Consider the following 17,914-nt stretch of genomic DNA (forward strand, 5'->3'; position numbering starts at 1 on the left):
CGCGAAGCTGTCTCCGCGAAAAACACCAAGTTCTACAAGTATGTGGGGGCGTAACGTTTCAATTAACCAAGCAGCAAATGCCAAGTGCCCATGCCAATCTATCGCTTGAGTAAGCCTTGCTGGATCAAACCGCAAACTGTAGGGTGTTTTGATAATGTTCTTCAACCTTCAGGCCTTCCCAAATACTTGTCGTCGTTGGCACCGGGGTGTTTCACAACCACAGTAGTTACGTCTGTCAGCGCCTCAAATGAGGTTGCGTCCCTTGGCTCGAGGACTAATATGTCTCCATCGCCCCATTCGGCATCACACCATACGCACCCGGCCATTTAAAATCAATGTGATTTCCGTAGCATTTTATGATAGTGTTCTTTCTCCTTATCGCCTTTGCGATAAGTCTTGACTGCAACTTCGCAGTCAGTGGTTTGATAGGCGGCTGGTTTAAAATTACCAACAAACCAGCCTTTTACCATATCTTCCAAACGCATTGTTTTCACTAGGTATTGCTCCTCTGAGATACAGCTTCGTAGCGATCGATTTCCCGTTCGGATTTGAGGGGATGATATTTTTTAATATCCAAAACGGATGAGCCTACCTGCTTTTTGCTCTAGTATGAATTCGTTGAACACGGGGCAAATATAGAATCCACCCTGAACGCTTGCCCCTTTACGAATCATATTTTTTGCGGCGTTTACGAAGTCATGCCCGTGTCGATACCAGTAAAAGCCAACGGTGGCGTTTTGGCTGATGGGGCGCTTTTCAGCAGCTTCCATGACAAAAGCCGCTATCGTCCAGCTTCACATAGGAATATCGCGGGTGGACAGATTTGAAGGTCAGAACGCCTGCAGCAAGGGAGCGTTCTCGAAACCCACCAACAATGTCCGCGAAATTGACATCAATCAACTCATTTGCGTTTATGATCAGCAATTCCTTATCGTTGTCGATGAAGCCAGCGGCAAGTAAAGCAGTGCAAGCTGCACCGCTGGTCGGATTTTCAATTTTGACAACTACGCTTTTCGGTTCCAGCAATCTAAACAACATTATCAAGGTGAAATTTTTCGACGTCCGTTTTGGGCATCGCCACAATTATTTTTTTCAGCTTCCAGACCGGCGCAAGCACTAAGTTGTTTCGCGATTAGGGGCTCGCCATCAAACTCACTTAGGCAGAGGGGATATGAATCGTGGTCGGCGGCTTCTCCAGCCGCTAAAAGCAATACGTTCATAAGGATACAGCCTTCCCTTCAGCATGTTCTATAAAGTTGGTGATCCTGTCCAATGTAACGTCAGTGACTTCATGAACAACAAGGACATGCGCACCGCCGCACGCGCAGCACGTATTCCATTCTCGTTGTCTTCGACGACCAAGCACTCTTCCGGCATGAGGTTCAACGCCTCGATAGCACTGGTGTAAATTGCGGATTGGGTTTGCCTTCCGTGACATCCTCATTGGAGCGGATCACGTCAAGATATTGTTTCAGGCTAGCCTTTTCCATCATCAACTCAATTGTGCTTCGAATTGAATTACTGGCAAGACCAAGCTTGTAGCCTTTCGCCTTGAGTGTGGACAACGCGTATTCATGAACAAAGAGAGGGCGACAGCGTTGGTGAATGATCTCCGTTGTGTAATCTGCTTCATTTCATTGATGAAGCTGTGCAAAGACCGCGGCAGGTTGCGTTCAGCGCTGAGCATCTCCAATTTCTTGCGCGTCGGCAATCCGTCATATGTTGTCAGATGATCAAAACGGCTTATTTCATATCCAAACAACAGAAGCGCTCGGTTAAGTGCTTCATAGTGCCAATCCTTGGCCTCGATTAGAACGCCATCCATATCGAAAATTATGGCTTTGATTCTCATGTGAAATACTCGCGCGCTTGTTCCGGAAAATCGGTGCAAAGGGTGATGTTTTTCCAATGGTTGAATTTGGCAAGTAGGCGCCATTGAGCGTGGTTTGAACGCCTGTGCAGATCTGCGGAAACTACACAAATTGGTTTGCCAAGCTTCAACAATTCCTCAAGCTCGGCTTCGCCGTACCATTCCGCTCCAAAACTATCTAGCCAAATGCCGGTTGCTTGGTCGAGATAAGCGGGTACTTTTTCGACCTCACTGAGGCGCGTATATACTGGCATTTCGAGACGAAAGTAATCCCGCATATCAGGGACGGCCATGTCGAAGACGAAATACTCCGTAATATTTGCTGCCTCCAGTTGTTCCTTCAGGAGCCCCGCCAATCCGTCGGCTTTGATGTTCAAAGCCAAGAGCAAGTGTTTGGGAGCCATCGCCAAAAGTGAGGGCAAGCTCATGTCATACGCAGTTGCTGGATCATGCGCGACCGCTAATTGGCCTTTGCGGTCACGAACGTCTGTTTCGGTGCCGAACTCCAGAGAGAAAGAACGGTTAAAGGCCACATCCCTGTTCTTTTCCAGAGGCTCTTTCCAATAACCGCGGTGGGAAATAATCTTCATTCTTGTACTGCAATTTTCTTTGAAAGAGAAGTTCCAAAAACAAGTTCAAATCAGCCGGAATGCCAAGCCCATACATCCCATCGGCCTCAGACCCGATATTATAGACGCCGATTTTTTCCGACTTTGCGATCAGCAAATTATACGCAGGCGCGACATAAAATTCGCCGTTTACGCGCAGATCTGCTTCAATCATTTCCTCAGCGGCCGACACGAAGTCCGCAGCCATGCTTGAAGTTGTAAATCCCAACGGTCGCTTCGTCGGAAATGACCTGTTTCTCGACGACACAGTTGACATTCCCTGCCGCATCGAAACCAACAAAAGACCACTTTGGATCGTCGGCCTTCATTGTCATTATCAAGCCGTCCAAATTCCCTTCCGCCCATAGCGCCGACGTAATCGTCGATCTTGACATCGACATATTGGTCCGAATTGGCGATCATCAACGGATCGGCGTTATTGATGAAGCTTTTCGCCGCCAAGACCGTACAGGCCGCGCCTTCAGTTAAGCCCTTGACCGCAACAATCTCGCAGCCTGGTGCCCATTTTTCAAGTTTTGGCAGCCAAGTCAAACTTTTCCAGGTGCTCCCTGCTGACAGATGAACACAAAGCGATGTGGCGTGGTCGTGCGCAGGTTTTTGATGACCAGCTTGATCATTGGGACGCCTTGCACTTCGATAAGTGGTTTGGGCAGTTTGTACCCGGCTGCCGCGAACCGGCTTCCCGCGCCAGCCATTGGTATAACAATATTGAGCATCTTATCCCCCTATTTATTTGACAGCCAAATGCCGGACGTACTACTAGCATCTTTCAAAGACAATACAATATTTAGATGGGGTTTGGGTCGGTCGATTTTCGCTTTGTTCGAAAGTAAGGGAGTAGGATTGCCAATGCTAAGAAGGTTAGAATGTTTGCCGGAAGGGCTGAAGTGGCATTTAGAAAATTGACTTCAAGGCACGACTCGACTGGTCTGGCGGACGGTCAAACTGAGCTCTTGTTTTTAGGGTGGGAGGCTCTGGGGCAGAACCACCAAGAAGAGGCACTTGATAAATTTAATCGGTGCATTTCTGTCGATCCGGACAATCTCAGTGCTTACATCGGCATTTTGGAAGGTCTGCACGCGCTGAAGAAATTTCAAAATGTGAAAAGATGTTTTGAAGCGATAGAGTTGGATAGTACCTTATAAGGGGTCAGAACAAGATTTATTTCCGCGAACCCGCATGATGGTCTGCCTACTAGTGGCAAATAGTGACAAATTTCCTGGCGATTGCCGAAGCACTCATGCCCTTTTGCGAGCTCGTCTCGCACATCCTGCTTCTATTTTTTGCTGAGCGTTGCGGGGACACCGAGGGTTTTGCCTTCCGATTTTGCGCGTTTCAGGTCGGATTGCCTGATGATAGTGGCGAGTAAAATGAAGCAATATAATTAATCTATTTGTCACACCGGAATTTTCGGTTATCACAAAGACACAATATGCAAAATTTACATGTTCCAATTGTTAAGCGATGAGAGGTCACTCTTTGCACGTCACGCCTACCAAAATTCCGGGCCTCGTTTCTATTTCGCCGGTGCACCATGGCGATCACCGAGGGTATTTCTGCGAGGTCTTCAAGGATGGCTGGTTTTCGGGAGAATGTTGCCGATGTAACTTTCGTGCAGGACAATGAATCGCTGTCCGCCGATGTCGGCACGATGCGGGGGCTGCATTTTCAGCTTGATCCGTTTGCGCAAGGCAAGCTGGTGCGCTGCATCAAGGGCGCGCTTTTCGATGTCGCGGTTGATATCCGGCATGGCTCGCCAACGTTTGGTCAGTGGGTTGGCGTTGAGCTTTCGGCGGAAAACGGCCAGCAATTATGGGTCCCGCCCGGCATGGCGCACGGTTTCATGACGCTTAAACCCGACACGATGATCGCTTATAAGGTCACGGCACCATATAGCGCGGAAAACGATCGCGGACTGCGCTGGAACGATCCGGCGATCGGCATATCCTGGCCGCAAAGCGTTGATTGCATTCTTTCTGACAAGGACAAAAAGCAGCCGATGCTCGCCGATATGCCAGCCTATTTCCACTGTCACGCGCGGGAGGCGAATTAATGCGGGTTCTCATCACTGGCGGGGCGGGATTTATCGGCTCGGCACTCGTGCGTTACCTCGTCAGCGATATCGGAGCTGAGGTTCTCAATGTCGACAAGCTCACCTATGCGGGCAATCTCGCCTCGCTGAAGCCGATCGCGGAGCGTCCAAACTATCGCTTTCTACAGGCAGATATTTGCGACGAATCAGCGATTGCCGAAGCTTTTGAAAGCTTCCAGCCGGATTATGTCATGCATCTGGCAGCGGAAAGCCATGTCGACCGCTCAATCACCGGGGCTGCCGATTTCGTGCAAACCAATGTGAACGGCACGTTCAACATGCTGGAGGCAGGCCGCAAATACTGGAACAGCCTTAAGGATGACAAGAAGGCGGCCTTCCGCATGCTACATGTGTCGACCGACGAGGTTTACGGCTCGCTTGGCGAAGAGGGGCTATTTGAAGAAACAACGCCTTACGATCCCTCATCGCCTTATTCGGCATCCAAGGCGGCAAGCGACCATCTGGTCTCTGCATGGCAGCGAACTTACGGTTTCCCGGCGGTAATCTCCAATTGCTCGAACAATTACGGGCCCTTCCATTTCCCCGAAAAGCTCATCCCGCTCATCATTCTGAATGCACTGGAAGGCAAACCGCTGCCCGTTTATGGCAATGGCGCGAATATTCGCGACTGGCTTTACGTGGAGGATCATGCGCGCGCCCTTTGGCTTGTTACGAGAAAAGGGCGTCCCGGCGAGAAATACAATGTCGGCGGGCGCAATGAGCGGCGCAATATCGATGTCGTCACCCGCGTTTGCGAGATCATGGATCAACTGCGCCCCTCCAGCAAACCACATAGCCAGCTTATAACTTACGTCATCGACCGGCCCGGCCACGATGCGCGCTATGCCATCGACGCCACCAAACTCGAAACCGAGCTTGGCTGGAATGCCGAAGAGACCTTCGACACCGGCATTGCCAAGACGGTCGAGTGGTATCTCGACAATGACTGGTGGTGGAGCCGCTGCGCAAGGGTGTTTATTCCGGCAAGCGGCTTGGCATGTTGAAGAAGGCATGACCATGCGACTTGCGGTGACGGGCAAAAATGGACAGGTGAGCCAGGCTTTGCAGGGGCTGAACCTTGACGATCTCGAAGTGGTTGCCATCGGGCGGCCCGAGATGGATCTGACGGATGCAGAAAGCGTGCGGGCAGCTATTGATGCGGCAAAGGCCGATACGGTGGTTTCGGCGGCAGCCTATACTGCGGTGGATGCGGCGGAAAGCGAGCCCGATCTGGCCTTTGCCAACAACCGCGATGGGGCTGGTGCTGTGGCTGCGGCCGCAGCAAGCCTGAATATCCCGGTGCTTCACCTTTCGACCGATTATGTCTTCGATGGCACGCTTAACCGCGCCTATATCGAAAGCGATCCAACCGGGCCTGCCACCATTTACGGCCGCTCGAAACTGGACGGCGAAGAGGCCGTGGCGCGGGCAACGGACAATCATGCAATCTTTCGAACCGCCTGGGTCTATTCGCCCTATGGCAAGAATTTCGTGAAGACCATGCTACGGCTTGCAGAAACGCGCGACAGCGTGGGCGTGGTTGGCGATCAGTTCGGCTGCCCCACCTCCGCGCGGGATATTGCAGAAGCGCTGGTTTCCGCCGCGCGGCAGATGCTTGCCAATTCATCGCAAGGATTGCGCGGCATATTCCATATGAGCGGCCATGGTGAGACGAGCTGGGCCGACTTTGCAGCGGAAATCTTCGACGCGCTTTACGATGAGACGGGCAAGCGCGTGATGGTGACGGCGATCACCACCGCGGATTATCCGACCCCTGCCAAGCGGCCTGCCAATTCGCGGCTTGATTGCGGAAAGCTTGAGGCGGAATTCGGTATCCGCATGCCAAACTGGCAGGCATCGACGCGCGAGGTTGTTCGCGCGCTGATCAGCGACACTGGAGGAGCATCATGAAGGGCATCATTCTCGCAGGCGGTAGTGGCACGCGCCTCCACCCGATGACGCTTGTGATCAGCAAGCAGATCATCCCGATTTATGACAAGCCGATGATCTATTACCCGCTTAGCGTTTTGATGCTGGCGGATATCCGCGAAATCCTGATCATTTCCACGCCGCATGATATGCCGCTCTTCCAGAAGCTTCTGGGAGACGGCGCGCAATGGGGGCTTTCGCTCACCTATGCCGAACAGCCAAGCCCGGACGGTCTAGCGCAAGCCTATATGATCGGGGCGGATTTCGTGGGGGGCTCGCCCTCCTGCCTGATCCTTGGTGACAACATTTATTACGGCCACGGCCTGCCCGAGCTTCTCGATGACGCAAAGGCAATCACCGATGGCGCGACCGTCTTTGCTTATCGCGTCCACGATCCAGAGCGTTACGGCGTCGTCGATTTCGATACCAGTATGAAGGCGATTTCGATTGAGGAAAAACCCGCTAGGCCGAAATCCAACTGGGCCGTTACCGGACTTTATTTCTACGACAGCGCGGTCGTCGATATCGTCGCCGACCTGAAGCCATCGAAGCGCGGCGAATATGAAATCACCGACGTCAACCAGATCTATCTCGACCGCGGCAAGCTGAACGTCTCCATCATGGGGCGCGGCTATGCATGGCTGGATACGGGCACGCCGGAAAGCCTTCTCGAAGCCGGCCTGTTCGTCCGCACGCTTGAAAAACGACAGGGTTTCAAGATCGCCTGCCCGGAAGAAATCGCCTTCACCAAGGGCTTTATTAACGCTGACGATCTAGCCAAACTCGCCGAAAATGCAGGCAGGGGCGATTATGGTACTTATTTGCGGATGCTAATCACTCAGTAGAATTTTAATGTTGGTTCGAATTCTGGATAACAACTCGAAAATATTGTTTCATCTGATATCGTAAAAATATGCGTTTTTTGATCCTTTTAGCCACCTACAATGGGCTCGAGTTTTTAGATGAACAACTCGAAAGCATTCTTGATCAAAATGTGGATAATATTGACCTTCTGATTTCGGATGATGGCTCCACAGATGGGACGTGGGTACACCTAGAAAAATGGGCTTCGAGGTGGAGCAAGGGACACGTAAAAATCATTGAAGGTCCAAAGCTAGGATTTGCGGAAAATTTTAGGCGTTTGCTGCTTTGTGCTCCTGATGGTTACGATTATTATGCCTTCTCTGATCAAGATGATGTCTGGTTACCTAACAAGCTGTTGCAAGCTCAAGAGAAAATTGCTTTGATGGGGTCTGGAAAGATTTGCCTTTATGGAGGACGTACTAGAATAGTTGATTCAAAGGGAATACCGTATGGTCAGTCGCCTTTGATGAGCAATAAGCCGTGTTTTGGCAATGCTTTAGTTCAATCTATCGTGGGTGGGAACACCATGGTGTTCAATTTTCCGACATTAGCTCTCTTGCAAAAAGTTAGTGCCGACTCAAGAATTGTATCTCATGATTGGTGGGCATATATCTGGGTTTCTGGAGCAGGTGGCAACGTATTTTACGATAAAGAAGTTTTTGTGGAATATCGCCAACATGAAGCAAATTTGGTTGGTAACAACTCCGGATTGAGTGAAAATATAATACGTTTTAAGATGCTACTTAATGGTCGCTTCAAAACTTGGACCGATCTTCACCTGAGCGCACTTCAGAAGAATTCTTGTTACCTTACAGTTGAAAATGCCGCCAAACTTGATCGCTTTGTTCGTGCTCGCGAAGGGGGAAGTGTCGGGTTCGCATTAGAATTGATGCGTAGAGGATTTAGGCGCCAGACACTGATTTCCTCTATTGCGCTATATGCTGCAGCCCTTTTTAGGAGAATATAATTCTTTAGGTTGAACTGCGCTGGGTTTACCTGAGGCTGTTTAATTTAGGTGTTCGGTCCCGGGATTTGATGGATCGGATTCATTTTGAATCTTTCCGGATCCTCTGTCCACTTTTTGAAGATAAATGGGACTATGCAGAATTTTGTGCCCTGGCGCTTTGATTACGCCATTTGGAAACGATCTTCGAACATTATTGCGAACTGGCTTTTCACTGAGTGCCATTCGCGCACGGAGCGTTTCCATTCCACAGAAGTAGCATTCAGGGCGAGATAAATCAATTTCGCAGCTGCCTCGTCACTGGGGAAATGCCCGCGGGAGCGAACGGCCCGGCGGATTTTCGAGTTCAGTGCTTCAATGGCGTTCGTGGTGTAGATCAGCCTGCGCACTTGGGGCGGATAGTCAAGGAACGGGATCACCTCGTTCCAAGTCCGGCGCCAACTCGGCGCGATTGCCGGGTATTTGGCGGCAAGGTCGCTGTTTTCGAACTCCGCCAGCGCAGTCTCCGCGGCTGCTGCGTCCACAGCGGTGTAGACAGCCTTAAGAGCCGCTGCGACGGCCTTGCGATCCTTGTAGCTGGCAAAGCTCATGGAATGGCGCAGCAGATGCACGATACAGGTCTGGACCTGGGTCTGAGGAAAGGCTGCCTCGATGGCCTGGGGGAAGCCCTTCAGACCGTCCACGACGGCGATGAGAATGTCCTGAACGCCACGGTTGCGCAGATCGCTGAGAACTTTAGCCCAGAACTTGGCACCCTCATTGGCCTGGAACCAAAGCCCCAGAACGTCGCGGGTGCCGTCCGGGAGAACAGCCAGGGCCACAAAAACCGCCTTGTTCAGAACCACGCCGTCGGTGCGGATCTTGACCCGGATCGCGTCCATGAACACAATCGGATAACACGGTTCCAGCGGGCGGTTCTGCCAGGCGGTCACTTCCTCCATCACGGCATCGGTGATCGCCGAAATCAGGCTCGGGGACGCCTCTATACCATAGATATCCTCGATATGCCCCTGGATCTCGCGGGTCGTCATCCCGCGCGCGTACATGCTGATGATCTTGGTGTCGAACTCGGGAAAGCGGCGCTGATACTTGGCGATCAGCAGAGGATCAAAGCTGCCGTTGCGGTCACGGGGAATGTCGAGAATGACCTTCCCGCTGTCGGTGGTCACCGTCTTCTGGCTGCGGCCATTGCGACGATTTGGCGCCTGGTTCGCGCCTTCAGGCGGCGCATCGGCGCGTTCTTCGGTCAGATGCTCGTCCAGTTCGGCGCTCAGGGCTCGTTCGGCCAGCGCCTTGGTCAGTTCTTGCAGAATCCCGTCCTCTCCGAACAGATCGCCCGCTTTGCGGCCTTCCATCAGATGATCCAAAAGGGCTTTGTCGATGCTCATACGTGGGTCTCCTCATATTAGAGTTACCACGCCAGGGCACAAAATTCTCCATAGTCCCAGATAAATTCGTATGGGATCAACCACCTAAAGTCCTTAAATCACAAACAAAACAAAAAAACAAACAACTTTTATGCATTTACAGCCTAAGACCACCTCACAAGCTTCGCAGCTTCGCAGCTTCGCTCACCTCGCCGACGCCACTGAGGGCGTCAATGGCATCACCCCAACAAAAAGCCGCTGCTTGAAAAATCTTCAAACACCAGACTCGACATAAGCTCCACCGCCTCGACTTCGAACTGCCTGTTCAAGCGGTTGTCGACCACAAGGGACGGCTGTATTGACCCATCGGAATCTGCACAGTTTATGCTGCTAATTTGAATGCCTCAGCGGGTGTCCGCATGGCGAGTGCTTGGTGCGGGCGGTAATTATTGTAAAAGGCAATCCAATCGCTTATAACCCGATTTGCATGTTTAATGGTTTCGAAGCGGTGTCTGTGAATGCATTGTTCTTTCATTGTTCTGATAACACGTTCGACCATTCCATTCTGTTGCGGGTAATGCGGAGTTATGAACTCCTGTTTGAGACCATAACTTCGAACCATGGCTGTGAAGTGCCTGCTGGTAAAAACCAATCCATTGTCAGAGCGGAGCTGGAATTCCCGATCGACACGACCAAGTGTTCCAAATCGACTGATCAGAGCATGTTCCAGAGCGGCTGTCGCAGTCGTCGCTTTTCCTGTGCGTAGAGGTGGTCCTGGATTTTGGACCATTCTGCAGCCCCAATAAGGTGGATCAGTTTTCACATCAGGCTGCGATTTTCTCGATGGTTGGTGTGGTGTCATATGCCTCGTTCGGGGTCAAGATGCCATGGCTGGAATGAGGTCGCTCGACATTGTAATAGGTAATCCATTTCGCGATACCAATCCTCGCCTCTGATCCTGTCTCGAAAGCATTGAGATAAATGCATTCGTATTTGATGGATCGCCAGAGCCGTTCAATCATACGGTTATCAACCCAGCGCCCTCGACCGTCTATTACCGGCAGTTGATGCGAAGCATCACCGAGAGGCATGGAGATTTTCACCTCAGCATCGGTCAGGGTCTGGATCCAGTCGGAACTGGTAAGTTGGGATCCCTGATCGCTATTCATGATTTCCGGCGGTCCGTATTTGACCAAGGCCTCTTTCAAAGCATCGACACAGAAACTGGCTTCCATGCTGTTGGAAAGCCGCCAGGACAAGACCTTCCGGCTATACCAGTCCATGATTGCCACCAGATATAGAAAGCCGCGACGCATCGGGATATAGGTGATGTCGACACACCAGACTTGGTTGGGCCGATCAATCGACACATCCTTCAGCAGATATGGCCAGATCTTGTGCGCCGGATGCTTCTTGCTGGTATTGGGTTCCCGGTAGATTGGAACCAGCCGCATCAATCGCATCAGACGGCGAACACGATGACGCCCGCATTTATAGCCCTGTCGTTTCATGTAGCGGGCCATTTGCCGGGAACCATACCAAGGCGTTTCCAGAAACTGCTTATCAATGATTTCCATGAACCGCAGATTCTCAGCACTTTCGCCGACCGGCTGATAATATAGACCCGAGCGCGACAGAGACAAAAGCTTGCATTGGCGACGGATACTGAGCTTGGAATGATCCCGCATCACCGCTTTTTGCCTCCATTCACGCCCAGTAGAACAGAGGCTTGTGATAAAAAATCCCGCTCCACGACCAACTGGCCAATCTTGGCGTGAAGCTTCACGATTTCCTCGGCACTGGCCTGGCTCTCTGTTTCCTTGCCCTTCGAAAAAGCTGTCGCCATATTCTCGATCGCGGCCCACTTCCAGGTGCTGATCATATTCGGGTGCACGTCATACTTCTTCGACAGCTCGGAAAGCGTCAATTCTTCCCGGATCGCTTCAAGCGCAACCTTGGCTTTAAAATCCGCAGAATAGCGTTTTCTCTTCGTCATTTCGGATCGTCTTTCTTTTCAGACGATCCACCTTAACATATGGTCCAAAATCCAGGACCATGTATGAACTGCCTCTCCTCTGCAAGCCCTTTTTGATGTTCCGTTGACCCTGCTTCTATGTATTCGGTCTTACCACGGAGCGTTTTTTTGCTCCTAACCAAGATGGGAAGTCGCGCATTCTTTGCCTCATTACCTCTTCGGCCTTTTGGCCATGGTCCCGGTCAGGCTTAAAAAACGCCGATTGGTCGTTGGTCCATCTCTATTTCGCTCGCAGATTTCGGCTTTGCCAGAAGTGTTTATTCTAGCCTATACTTCGATCAATCTACTGGCGTTGTACCTTTCACCCCTGGTAAGGATAACCCATGCAATTCGGGCCATCTTGTTCGCCATGGCAACGGCTACAACATTAACATGAGCTCGCTCTTTTAACCGATCAACCCACTGAGTGATTGGGGTGTTCCGATCCTGCACCAAGTGAAGAACTGTGCGTGCACCATGAATGAAGAGTTTTCGGAGGTAGCTGTTTCCATGCTTCGATATTCCTATCAGCTTGGCTTTTCCTCCTGTTGATACTTGTCGAGGAACCAGCCCAAGCCATGCGGCCATATCGCGGGCTTTGCCAAAATTCTCTGCTGCGCCCACTGCTGCGACTAGAGCACTCGCTATTGCTGGTCCAACACCAGGTATTTCCATAAGGCGACGCATATCATTGTCATGCTGAGCTGTTGATCGGATTTCTTGATCTAGACCACTAATCTGTTTATTCAATGCGGCCAGCTCCGAAGCCATACTCTCAAACATGACAATCATACGAGGCGATAAATCTAATTCGGCCTTGCTAGTCAGCATTTTCAGGGCCTTCTGGAAGACATGCCGTCCAGTTCCGATGCTAATCCCTCTTTCCATAAGGAGGCCGCGAGCTTGATTGATGAGACGCGTTCGGCTTTGAACCAACCTTTCACGATGACGATGGATAGCCTGAAGATCCAACTGTTCTTCAGATTTGATTGCAACGAAAGTCATCGTGGAGCGTGTTGCTGCTTCGGCGATCGCTTCTGCGTCACGGTCGTCATTCTTGTGTACCTTCACATAGGGACGCACATATAACGGCGACATTAGCCGAGGTTCGTGACCTTTGGTCAGGCAAAATCGGCCAATGTGATGGGCTCCTCCGCATGCTTCCATAGCCACAATACAAGGGGAAAGCTCATCAAGAAAATCTAGCAATTTAAAACGCTTAATGCGTCTGCGGAAAATGACGGCCCCATCCTTGTCCAAACCGGCGAGGCTGCATACAGTTTTGCCTAGATCTATGCCCAAGATCGCGATATTCATCATGATGATCCTCCTATCCCTCAATCTCAGCTAATATAGCTTGAATTTGGCGGAAAGGCAGTTCATCCCATTAACTCTGTTTCAATGGGTCAATACAGATTATTAAGCAGCGGCCTTTTGCTGGTTTGATGGCTTGATTCCGTTGACGAAGTGGACGCACTCGGTGACGTCGGAGAGGTGAGCTAAGCCGCGAAGTTTGCGCCAGCTATTTTCAGCGCATTGGTCGAGCTTGAAAATCCTCAAACATCAGTTTTGACAAAAGCTCCAACTCCGGTGGTGATTCACTTACTATCAATTAATAGCAGTGACTTTCCATATCAGATTGTATTAAGAGGAGAGCTTGTGGACCCCAAATCGATAAATGAAAGCAGGATACAGAACCAACTGGCATCAGCCTGCAATGGCGAACGGTATGGCGTTCTTAAGGATCAATGTCTATCAAACATAGAGAATTACATGCCATTTTGACTGGCATTCCACGGACTTGGAAACGCATCATCATGATGATGGTCGATGCGATTCTTATTCCTATCTGTTTATGGTGTGCCTATGTGCTTCGTTTGGCGGAATGGTGGCCATGGGAGCGCATGATTGTACATTGGTGGGTCTTTCCTTTTGCTTCAATTGCAGGCGTTGCAATATTCACGCATTTTCGCATCTACCGCTCTGTGTTGCGCTATATCGGGTCGCATACACTCGTTCTCATTCTGAAATCTATCGTGCTTTTAAGCGTGTGCATTATGATCCTCGGGTTTTTTGTTGTAGATCCGATCATGCCTCGCTCTGTGCCTATACTGTTCGCTTTTGTCTGCACCGCCTATGTCGCAAGCACGCGCTATTTGTATCGCTATTATTATCGATGGGTTTTAACACACCTGCTGAACAAAGAAAGCGTCGCAATCTACGGAGCGGGCGGGGCGGGGGTTCAACTGGCAACTGCCCTTGCTGATAGCGCAGAATTTAAAGCGGTCGCTTACATTGATGATAGCGAAAATCTGCAAGGAGCCATAGTTCATGGTTTGCGTGTCTATAGTGGCGAAGATCTGATCAAGCTGGTTGAAAGCCTCGACATAAAGCATGTTTTACTCGCTCTTCCCTCTGCGTCTCCCGATGATAGGAGCCGCATCGTAGAGAAACTGGCCCGCGCCAATATTAATGCCTTGACCGTTCCGGCGATGTCGGAAATTGTAACCGGCCGCGCCCAAATTGACACCTTGCGCAAGTTGGAAATCAAGGATCTCTTGGGGCGTAAAGCGGTTGTTCCTGATCAAGCGCTTATCACGGCAAGTCTCTTAGGTAAATCGGTCATGGTAACTGGTGCTGGCGGCTCTATCGGGTCTGAAATCTGTCGGCAAGTCATTCGCAACAATCCAAAGAAGCTTGTTCTCTTCGAGGCCTGCGAATACAATCTCTATAGCATCGAGCGCGAACTGAATGATCACTTTAAAAGCGAGAATTTGGAGTGTGAAATCCTTCCAATTTTGGGCAATGTTTGTGATGAAAACCATATCCATAAGGTCATTTCGACCTTTGGCATCCAGACTATCTATCATGCCGCCGCTTATAAACATGTGCCTTTAGTTGAGCAGAATGTTCTGGTTGGCATCCGGAATAATATTTTTGGCACCAAAACGGTCTGTGAATCCGCCATCAAACTGGGCGTTGAACGCTTCATTCTAATTTCAACAGACAAGGCGGTGCGTACCACCAATATTATGGGTGCTACAAAGCGGTTTGCAGAATTGATCGTTCAGGATATCGCCAAACGCTCTGACAAAACAATTTTCACCATGGTGCGCTTTGGCAATGTTCTGGGGTCTTCTGGATCGGTAGTGCCCTTGTTCTTGGAGCAAATCGACAATGGTGGCCCGGTAACGATTACCCATCCTGACATCACTCGCTATTTTATGACCATTCCTGAAGCAGCGCTGTTGGTCATTCAAGCCGGTAGCCTTGCTGTTGGTGGCGACGTATTCGTTTTGGAAATGGGTAAGAAAGTGAAGATCGTCGACCTTGCGTGCAGGATGATTGAGCTATCGGGTCGGACTGTCAAAAACGCAGACAACCCCCACGGCGAAATCGAAATTGCTTTCACAGGATTACGGCCCGGCGAGAAGATGACGGAAGAATTGGTGATCGGGTGCAACATTTCAAATACGGTGCACCCTTATATTTTGACGGCCCAGGAAGACGTGCCATCGAGTGAAAAGCTGCAATCCCTCCTCGAAGCGCTTGATCAGGCGCTTACGTCGTTCAATATTGAGCATGCTATTGAGTTCCTGTCAGACCCTATGATTGGATTCACACCTAAATCGGGGATTGTTGATTGCATTGACACTCAACAAAGAATGGAGTTGGGGACAGAATAAAAGATCCTCAAGTTTGATTATCGTGCAATCTCACCCTAGGTTAACGTTTTCGAAGGTAAATCGCACAGAAAACTAATACTGGCAGTTGGTGAGCATGTGCTGCAGATCACCAAATGAGATAGTCCTCTATACAGAAAACAAGCCAAGGAACACCCATTTACGGTGTGTAAGGCATCAAATACCGTGAGAAGTTACAATGAAAATCGTTATTACGGGTGCGTCCGGATTTCTCGGAACCCGGCTGGTTCATTTTCTAGCAAGGATTGGACATCAATTGTTGCTGGTTGGGCGTGATGATGCAAGGCTACGGGCCCTGTTTCCTGATCAACTTAGCTACAGTTATGCTGATGCATCTCCGGAGCTGCTGTGTGGGTATGAAGCATGTATTCATATGGCAACGCGCAATAGCGACGTTGGCGGATCTCTGCTGGAGTACCAAGAAACAAACGTCGAACTGTTGCGTGATTTTTGTGACATCCTTCTTCAAGCCAATGTGAGCCGACATATTTATGTTTCATCGATTCTGGCCGAAGAAAATGGCAGATCTTTCTATGCAAAAACGAAGTGGCAAGCAGAATGCCTCATACAAAGTATTGCGCAAAGCGTGCCTAATTGGCAACTAACGATACTGCGCCCTGCTTTTATCCAGACGTTACCATATCGCGGGAAACTATCGCTGTTGAATAGATTTCCTACTGTTGTTTCGGAGCATGCGTTTCAGATAGTTTCTGCAATAAGACCAGTTGCTTCGCTTGACGATGTTCTACAAACCATTGAACACGCACTCGCAGGAGCTCTCCCAGTGAATGAGGGGCCAATCCTTCTAACCAACCGCCAAAAAGGAAACCGTTTTTACTCGTTGGTCCGTTTGTTGTGCGATTACACGTTTGTGTTTGCGGTGCTGTGCTTTGGTTGGTTGTTTCCCATCTTTTTTCTATTGGTCAAATTGGACAGTCCAGGCCCCGCTATTTTTTCACAAAAAAGGGTTGGAAAAGATGGAAAACTCTTCATGTGCTACAAATTTAGGTCTATGCGGGTTGGAACCCAAGATGTGCCCACCCATGAGCTACCACCGCTTACTGTGACCAAAATTGGACAGTTTTTAAGAAAAACAAAAATTGATGAGTTACCTCAAATATGGAATATCTTGCGTAGAGATATGTCGCTTGTAGGCCCTCGCCCGTGTTTACCAACACAAGATAAGCTATTGCTATGTCGCAAAAAACTTGGTGTGCTCAATGTCCTGCCTGGCCTCACTGGTTATGCGCAGGTAAACAAAGTCGATATGAGCGATCCAGAGCGTTTGGCTGCGATAGACAATGAGTATATCAATCGGCGATCATTGATATTGGACCTCAAGATCGTGCTTAAAACTGCATTTGGATAAAGGCTGGGTAAATTGCACCGCGATGTATTGACCCACCGGAATCTGCACAGATTATGCTGCTAATTTGAAAGCCTCAGCCGGAGTTCGCATCGCGAGCGCCTGATGTGGCCGTTGGTTGTTGTAAAAAAAGATCCAGTCGGCGATAACGCGATTGGCGTGCTGGATGGTTTCGAAGCGGTGTCTGTGAATGCACTGCTCCTTCATCGTTCGGATCGCACGCTCCACCATTCCATTCTGCTGCGGGCAATGAGGCGTGATAAACTCCTGTTTGAGCCCGTAGCTTTTGACGATTGCGGTGAAGTGCCGACTGGTAAAAACCAAACCATTGTCCGAGCGGAGAAGGAATTCCCGATCGACACGACCAAGTGTTCCAAATCGACTGATCAGAGCATGCTCTAGGATCTGTTAACAAACTGGATTCCCAAATCAGCTGAGATATGATTCAAGATAGCTTTCAAGGAGGCTATGTTGGCGCGATTGACTATGAGCGATGCGGAATGGGCATTTTTCGAACCTTTCATGCACTCGATCCGTGGTCGTGCGGTCGCCCGGCGGGAGATCATCGCTTGGTTCTTGACGGGGTCTTCTGGATTGCTCGTACTGGAGCACAGTGGCGTGACTTGCCTGAAGAGTTCGGTAAATGGTCGTCGGTCTATCGCCAATTCCGACGCTGGACTTTGGCGGGTCTCTGGGAAATGGTTCTTGAGGCGCTGAACGAGAGTGGCGCCGCACCAAATCAGGTTCAAATGATCGACAGCACCGTCATCCGCGCCCATCATCCACTGCCCGGCAGGGCATTGCGTTAGCAATGTCCCGAGAGAGGGGGCAGCGGGCGCAAAACGGGGACTCCAAAAGAAGGTTTTGGCCGTTCAAAAGGTGGCTTCACGACGAAAATTCATCTGATCACGAATGCGCATGGCTTTCCCATCAAGGCCGAGATATCACCGGGGCAGTGCTCCGACGATACCGGTTATGACCTGCTGCAAGATGAGGATTTGCCAGATCCAAAGGTCTTCATTGCAGACAGGTGCGCATTCCGGTCTTATCCGGCCACTGATTCCGACAGCATCCGGCCACCCATTCCGATTTGATCCGGCCATTGATTCCGGAGC

19 protein-coding genes and 4 pseudogenes are annotated in these 17,914 nt (G+C 50.3%); 9 read left to right on the plus strand and 14 right to left on the minus strand.

Going from position 1 to position 17,914, the window contains the following annotated elements:
• Window positions 1-332: 332 nt before the first annotated feature.
• The 9 genes and pseudogenes from CPH65_RS24375 to CPH65_RS24200 form a co-directional block, all read right to left on the minus strand.
• The gene (locus CPH65_RS24375; protein WP_244574488.1) at window positions 333-494 is read right to left on the minus strand and encodes a hypothetical protein; all 162 of its coding nucleotides are present in this window, start codon (window positions 492-494) and stop codon (window positions 333-335) included.
• A 262-nt stretch (window positions 495-756) separates the two neighbouring features.
• On the minus strand, window positions 757-1,038 hold the full coding sequence (locus CPH65_RS24185) for a hypothetical protein (protein WP_197703917.1): 282 nt from the start codon (window positions 1,036-1,038) through the stop codon (window positions 757-759).
• A 210-nt stretch (window positions 1,039-1,248) separates the two neighbouring features.
• Window positions 1,249-1,377 carry a hypothetical protein gene (locus CPH65_RS24900; protein ID WP_371359473.1) on the minus strand — a complete coding sequence of 43 codons (129 nt, stop codon included), beginning with the start codon at window positions 1,375-1,377 and terminating at the stop codon, window positions 1,249-1,251.
• Window positions 1,375-1,565 (minus strand): annotated as a pseudogene (locus tag CPH65_RS24380) (HAD hydrolase-like protein); the annotation flags it as partial. The gene CPH65_RS24900 and the pseudogene CPH65_RS24380, both read right to left, overlap by 3 nt.
• Window positions 1,493-1,852 carry an HAD hydrolase-like protein gene (locus tag CPH65_RS24385; RefSeq protein ID WP_244574490.1) on the minus strand — a complete coding sequence of 120 codons (360 nt, stop codon included), beginning with the start codon at window positions 1,850-1,852 and terminating at the stop codon, window positions 1,493-1,495. The gene CPH65_RS24385 and the pseudogene CPH65_RS24380, both read right to left, overlap by 73 nt.
• On the minus strand, window positions 1,849-2,460 hold the full coding sequence (locus CPH65_RS00020) for a phosphodiesterase (protein WP_096171572.1): 612 nt from the start codon (window positions 2,458-2,460) through the stop codon (window positions 1,849-1,851). The genes CPH65_RS24385 and CPH65_RS00020 overlap by 4 nt, the downstream gene beginning before the upstream one ends.
• Window positions 2,393-2,686, minus strand: a complete 294-nt coding sequence (locus tag CPH65_RS24190; RefSeq protein WP_197703918.1) for a hypothetical protein — start codon at window positions 2,684-2,686, stop codon at window positions 2,393-2,395. Before CPH65_RS24190 ends, CPH65_RS00020 begins: the two co-directional genes overlap by 68 nt.
• Window positions 2,658-2,873: a hypothetical protein gene (locus CPH65_RS24195; RefSeq protein WP_197703919.1), complete on the minus strand. Its 216-nt coding sequence runs from the start codon at window positions 2,871-2,873 to the stop codon at window positions 2,658-2,660. The genes CPH65_RS24190 and CPH65_RS24195 overlap by 29 nt, the downstream gene beginning before the upstream one ends.
• Before the next feature lie 153 nt (window positions 2,874-3,026).
• Window positions 3,027-3,215 carry a hypothetical protein gene (locus CPH65_RS24200; protein WP_197703920.1) on the minus strand — a complete coding sequence of 63 codons (189 nt, stop codon included), beginning with the start codon at window positions 3,213-3,215 and terminating at the stop codon, window positions 3,027-3,029.
• Between the two features lie 150 nt (window positions 3,216-3,365).
• On the opposite strand from CPH65_RS24200, the gene CPH65_RS00030 reads away from it, so the two are divergent.
• The 6 genes and pseudogenes from CPH65_RS00030 to CPH65_RS00055 all read left to right on the plus strand — a co-directional run bounded on the left by CPH65_RS00030 (window position 3,366) and on the right by CPH65_RS00055 (window position 8,351).
• A complete protein-coding gene (locus CPH65_RS00030) occupies window positions 3,366-3,644 on the plus strand; it encodes a hypothetical protein (protein ID WP_096171573.1) in 279 nt (92 codons plus the stop codon).
• Window positions 3,645-3,978: 334 nt separating this feature from the next.
• Window positions 3,979-4,552: pseudogene (rfbC, locus tag CPH65_RS00035) on the plus strand (dTDP-4-dehydrorhamnose 3,5-epimerase).
• A pseudogene (gene rfbB / locus CPH65_RS00040) lies at window positions 4,552-5,606 on the plus strand (dTDP-glucose 4,6-dehydratase). The pseudogenes rfbC and rfbB overlap by 1 nt, the downstream one beginning before the upstream one ends.
• Window positions 5,607-5,608: 2 nt before the next feature.
• Entirely contained in the window at window positions 5,609-6,502 is an 894-nt protein-coding gene (rfbD, locus tag CPH65_RS00045) for a dTDP-4-dehydrorhamnose reductase (RefSeq protein WP_096176136.1), read from the plus strand.
• A complete protein-coding gene (gene rfbA / locus CPH65_RS00050; RefSeq protein WP_096171574.1) occupies window positions 6,499-7,365 on the plus strand; it encodes a glucose-1-phosphate thymidylyltransferase RfbA in 867 nt (288 codons plus the stop codon). Before rfbD ends, rfbA begins: the two co-directional genes overlap by 4 nt.
• Window positions 7,366-7,433: 68 nt before the next feature.
• Entirely contained in the window at window positions 7,434-8,351 is a 918-nt protein-coding gene (locus CPH65_RS00055; RefSeq protein WP_096171575.1) for a glycosyltransferase family 2 protein, read from the plus strand.
• A 161-nt stretch (window positions 8,352-8,512) separates the two neighbouring features.
• Here CPH65_RS00055 and CPH65_RS00060 read toward each other — a convergent pair whose 3' ends face one another.
• From CPH65_RS00060 to CPH65_RS00075, 4 genes are all read right to left on the minus strand, one after another.
• Complete coding sequence (locus CPH65_RS00060) at window positions 8,513-9,736, minus strand: IS256 family transposase (protein ID WP_096171576.1); 1,224 nt, start codon at window positions 9,734-9,736, stop codon at window positions 8,513-8,515.
• 361 nt (window positions 9,737-10,097) lie between these two features.
• Window positions 10,098-10,577 carry a transposase gene (locus tag CPH65_RS24905; RefSeq protein WP_371359364.1) on the minus strand — a complete coding sequence of 160 codons (480 nt, stop codon included), beginning with the start codon at window positions 10,575-10,577 and terminating at the stop codon, window positions 10,098-10,100.
• Window positions 10,540-11,711, minus strand: a protein-coding gene (locus tag CPH65_RS00070) for an IS3 family transposase (protein ID WP_371359365.1) whose coding sequence is annotated in 2 segments (ribosomal slippage) — window positions 10,540-11,420 and window positions 11,420-11,711 — 1,173 coding nt in all. Because the reading frame shifts where the segments join, the coding sequence is not laid out codon by codon here. The genes CPH65_RS24905 and CPH65_RS00070 overlap by 38 nt, the downstream gene beginning before the upstream one ends.
• A gap of 306 nt (window positions 11,712-12,017) precedes the next feature.
• Complete coding sequence (locus tag CPH65_RS00075; RefSeq protein WP_096176137.1) at window positions 12,018-13,046, minus strand: IS110 family transposase; 1,029 nt, start codon at window positions 13,044-13,046, stop codon at window positions 12,018-12,020.
• 431 nt (window positions 13,047-13,477) lie between these two features.
• On the opposite strand from CPH65_RS00075, the gene CPH65_RS00080 reads away from it, so the two are divergent.
• A complete protein-coding gene (locus CPH65_RS00080; RefSeq protein ID WP_172891422.1) occupies window positions 13,478-15,415 on the plus strand; it encodes a nucleoside-diphosphate sugar epimerase/dehydratase in 1,938 nt (645 codons plus the stop codon).
• 196 nt (window positions 15,416-15,611) lie between these two features.
• Window positions 15,612-16,802, plus strand: a complete 1,191-nt coding sequence (locus CPH65_RS00085) for a hybrid nucleoside-diphosphate sugar epimerase/sugar transferase (RefSeq protein ID WP_096171578.1) — start codon at window positions 15,612-15,614, stop codon at window positions 16,800-16,802.
• A 51-nt stretch (window positions 16,803-16,853) separates the two neighbouring features.
• Here the strand turns inward: CPH65_RS00085 and CPH65_RS24910 are convergent, their stop codons facing one another.
• Window positions 16,854-17,030 (minus strand): integrase core domain-containing protein, encoded by a 177-nt coding sequence (locus CPH65_RS24910; RefSeq protein ID WP_371359474.1) that lies wholly within the window; start codon window positions 17,028-17,030, stop codon window positions 16,854-16,856.
• 237 nt (window positions 17,031-17,267) lie between these two features.
• On the opposite strand from CPH65_RS24910, the pseudogene CPH65_RS24395 reads away from it, so the two are divergent.
• A pseudogene (locus CPH65_RS24395) lies at window positions 17,268-17,884 on the plus strand (IS5 family transposase); the annotation flags it as partial.
• Window positions 17,885-17,914: the final 30 nt, after the last annotated feature.

Source organism: Cohaesibacter sp. ES.047 (assembly GCF_900215505.1).
In the GTDB taxonomy this organism is placed as follows: Bacteria; Pseudomonadota; Alphaproteobacteria; order Rhizobiales; family Cohaesibacteraceae; genus Cohaesibacter.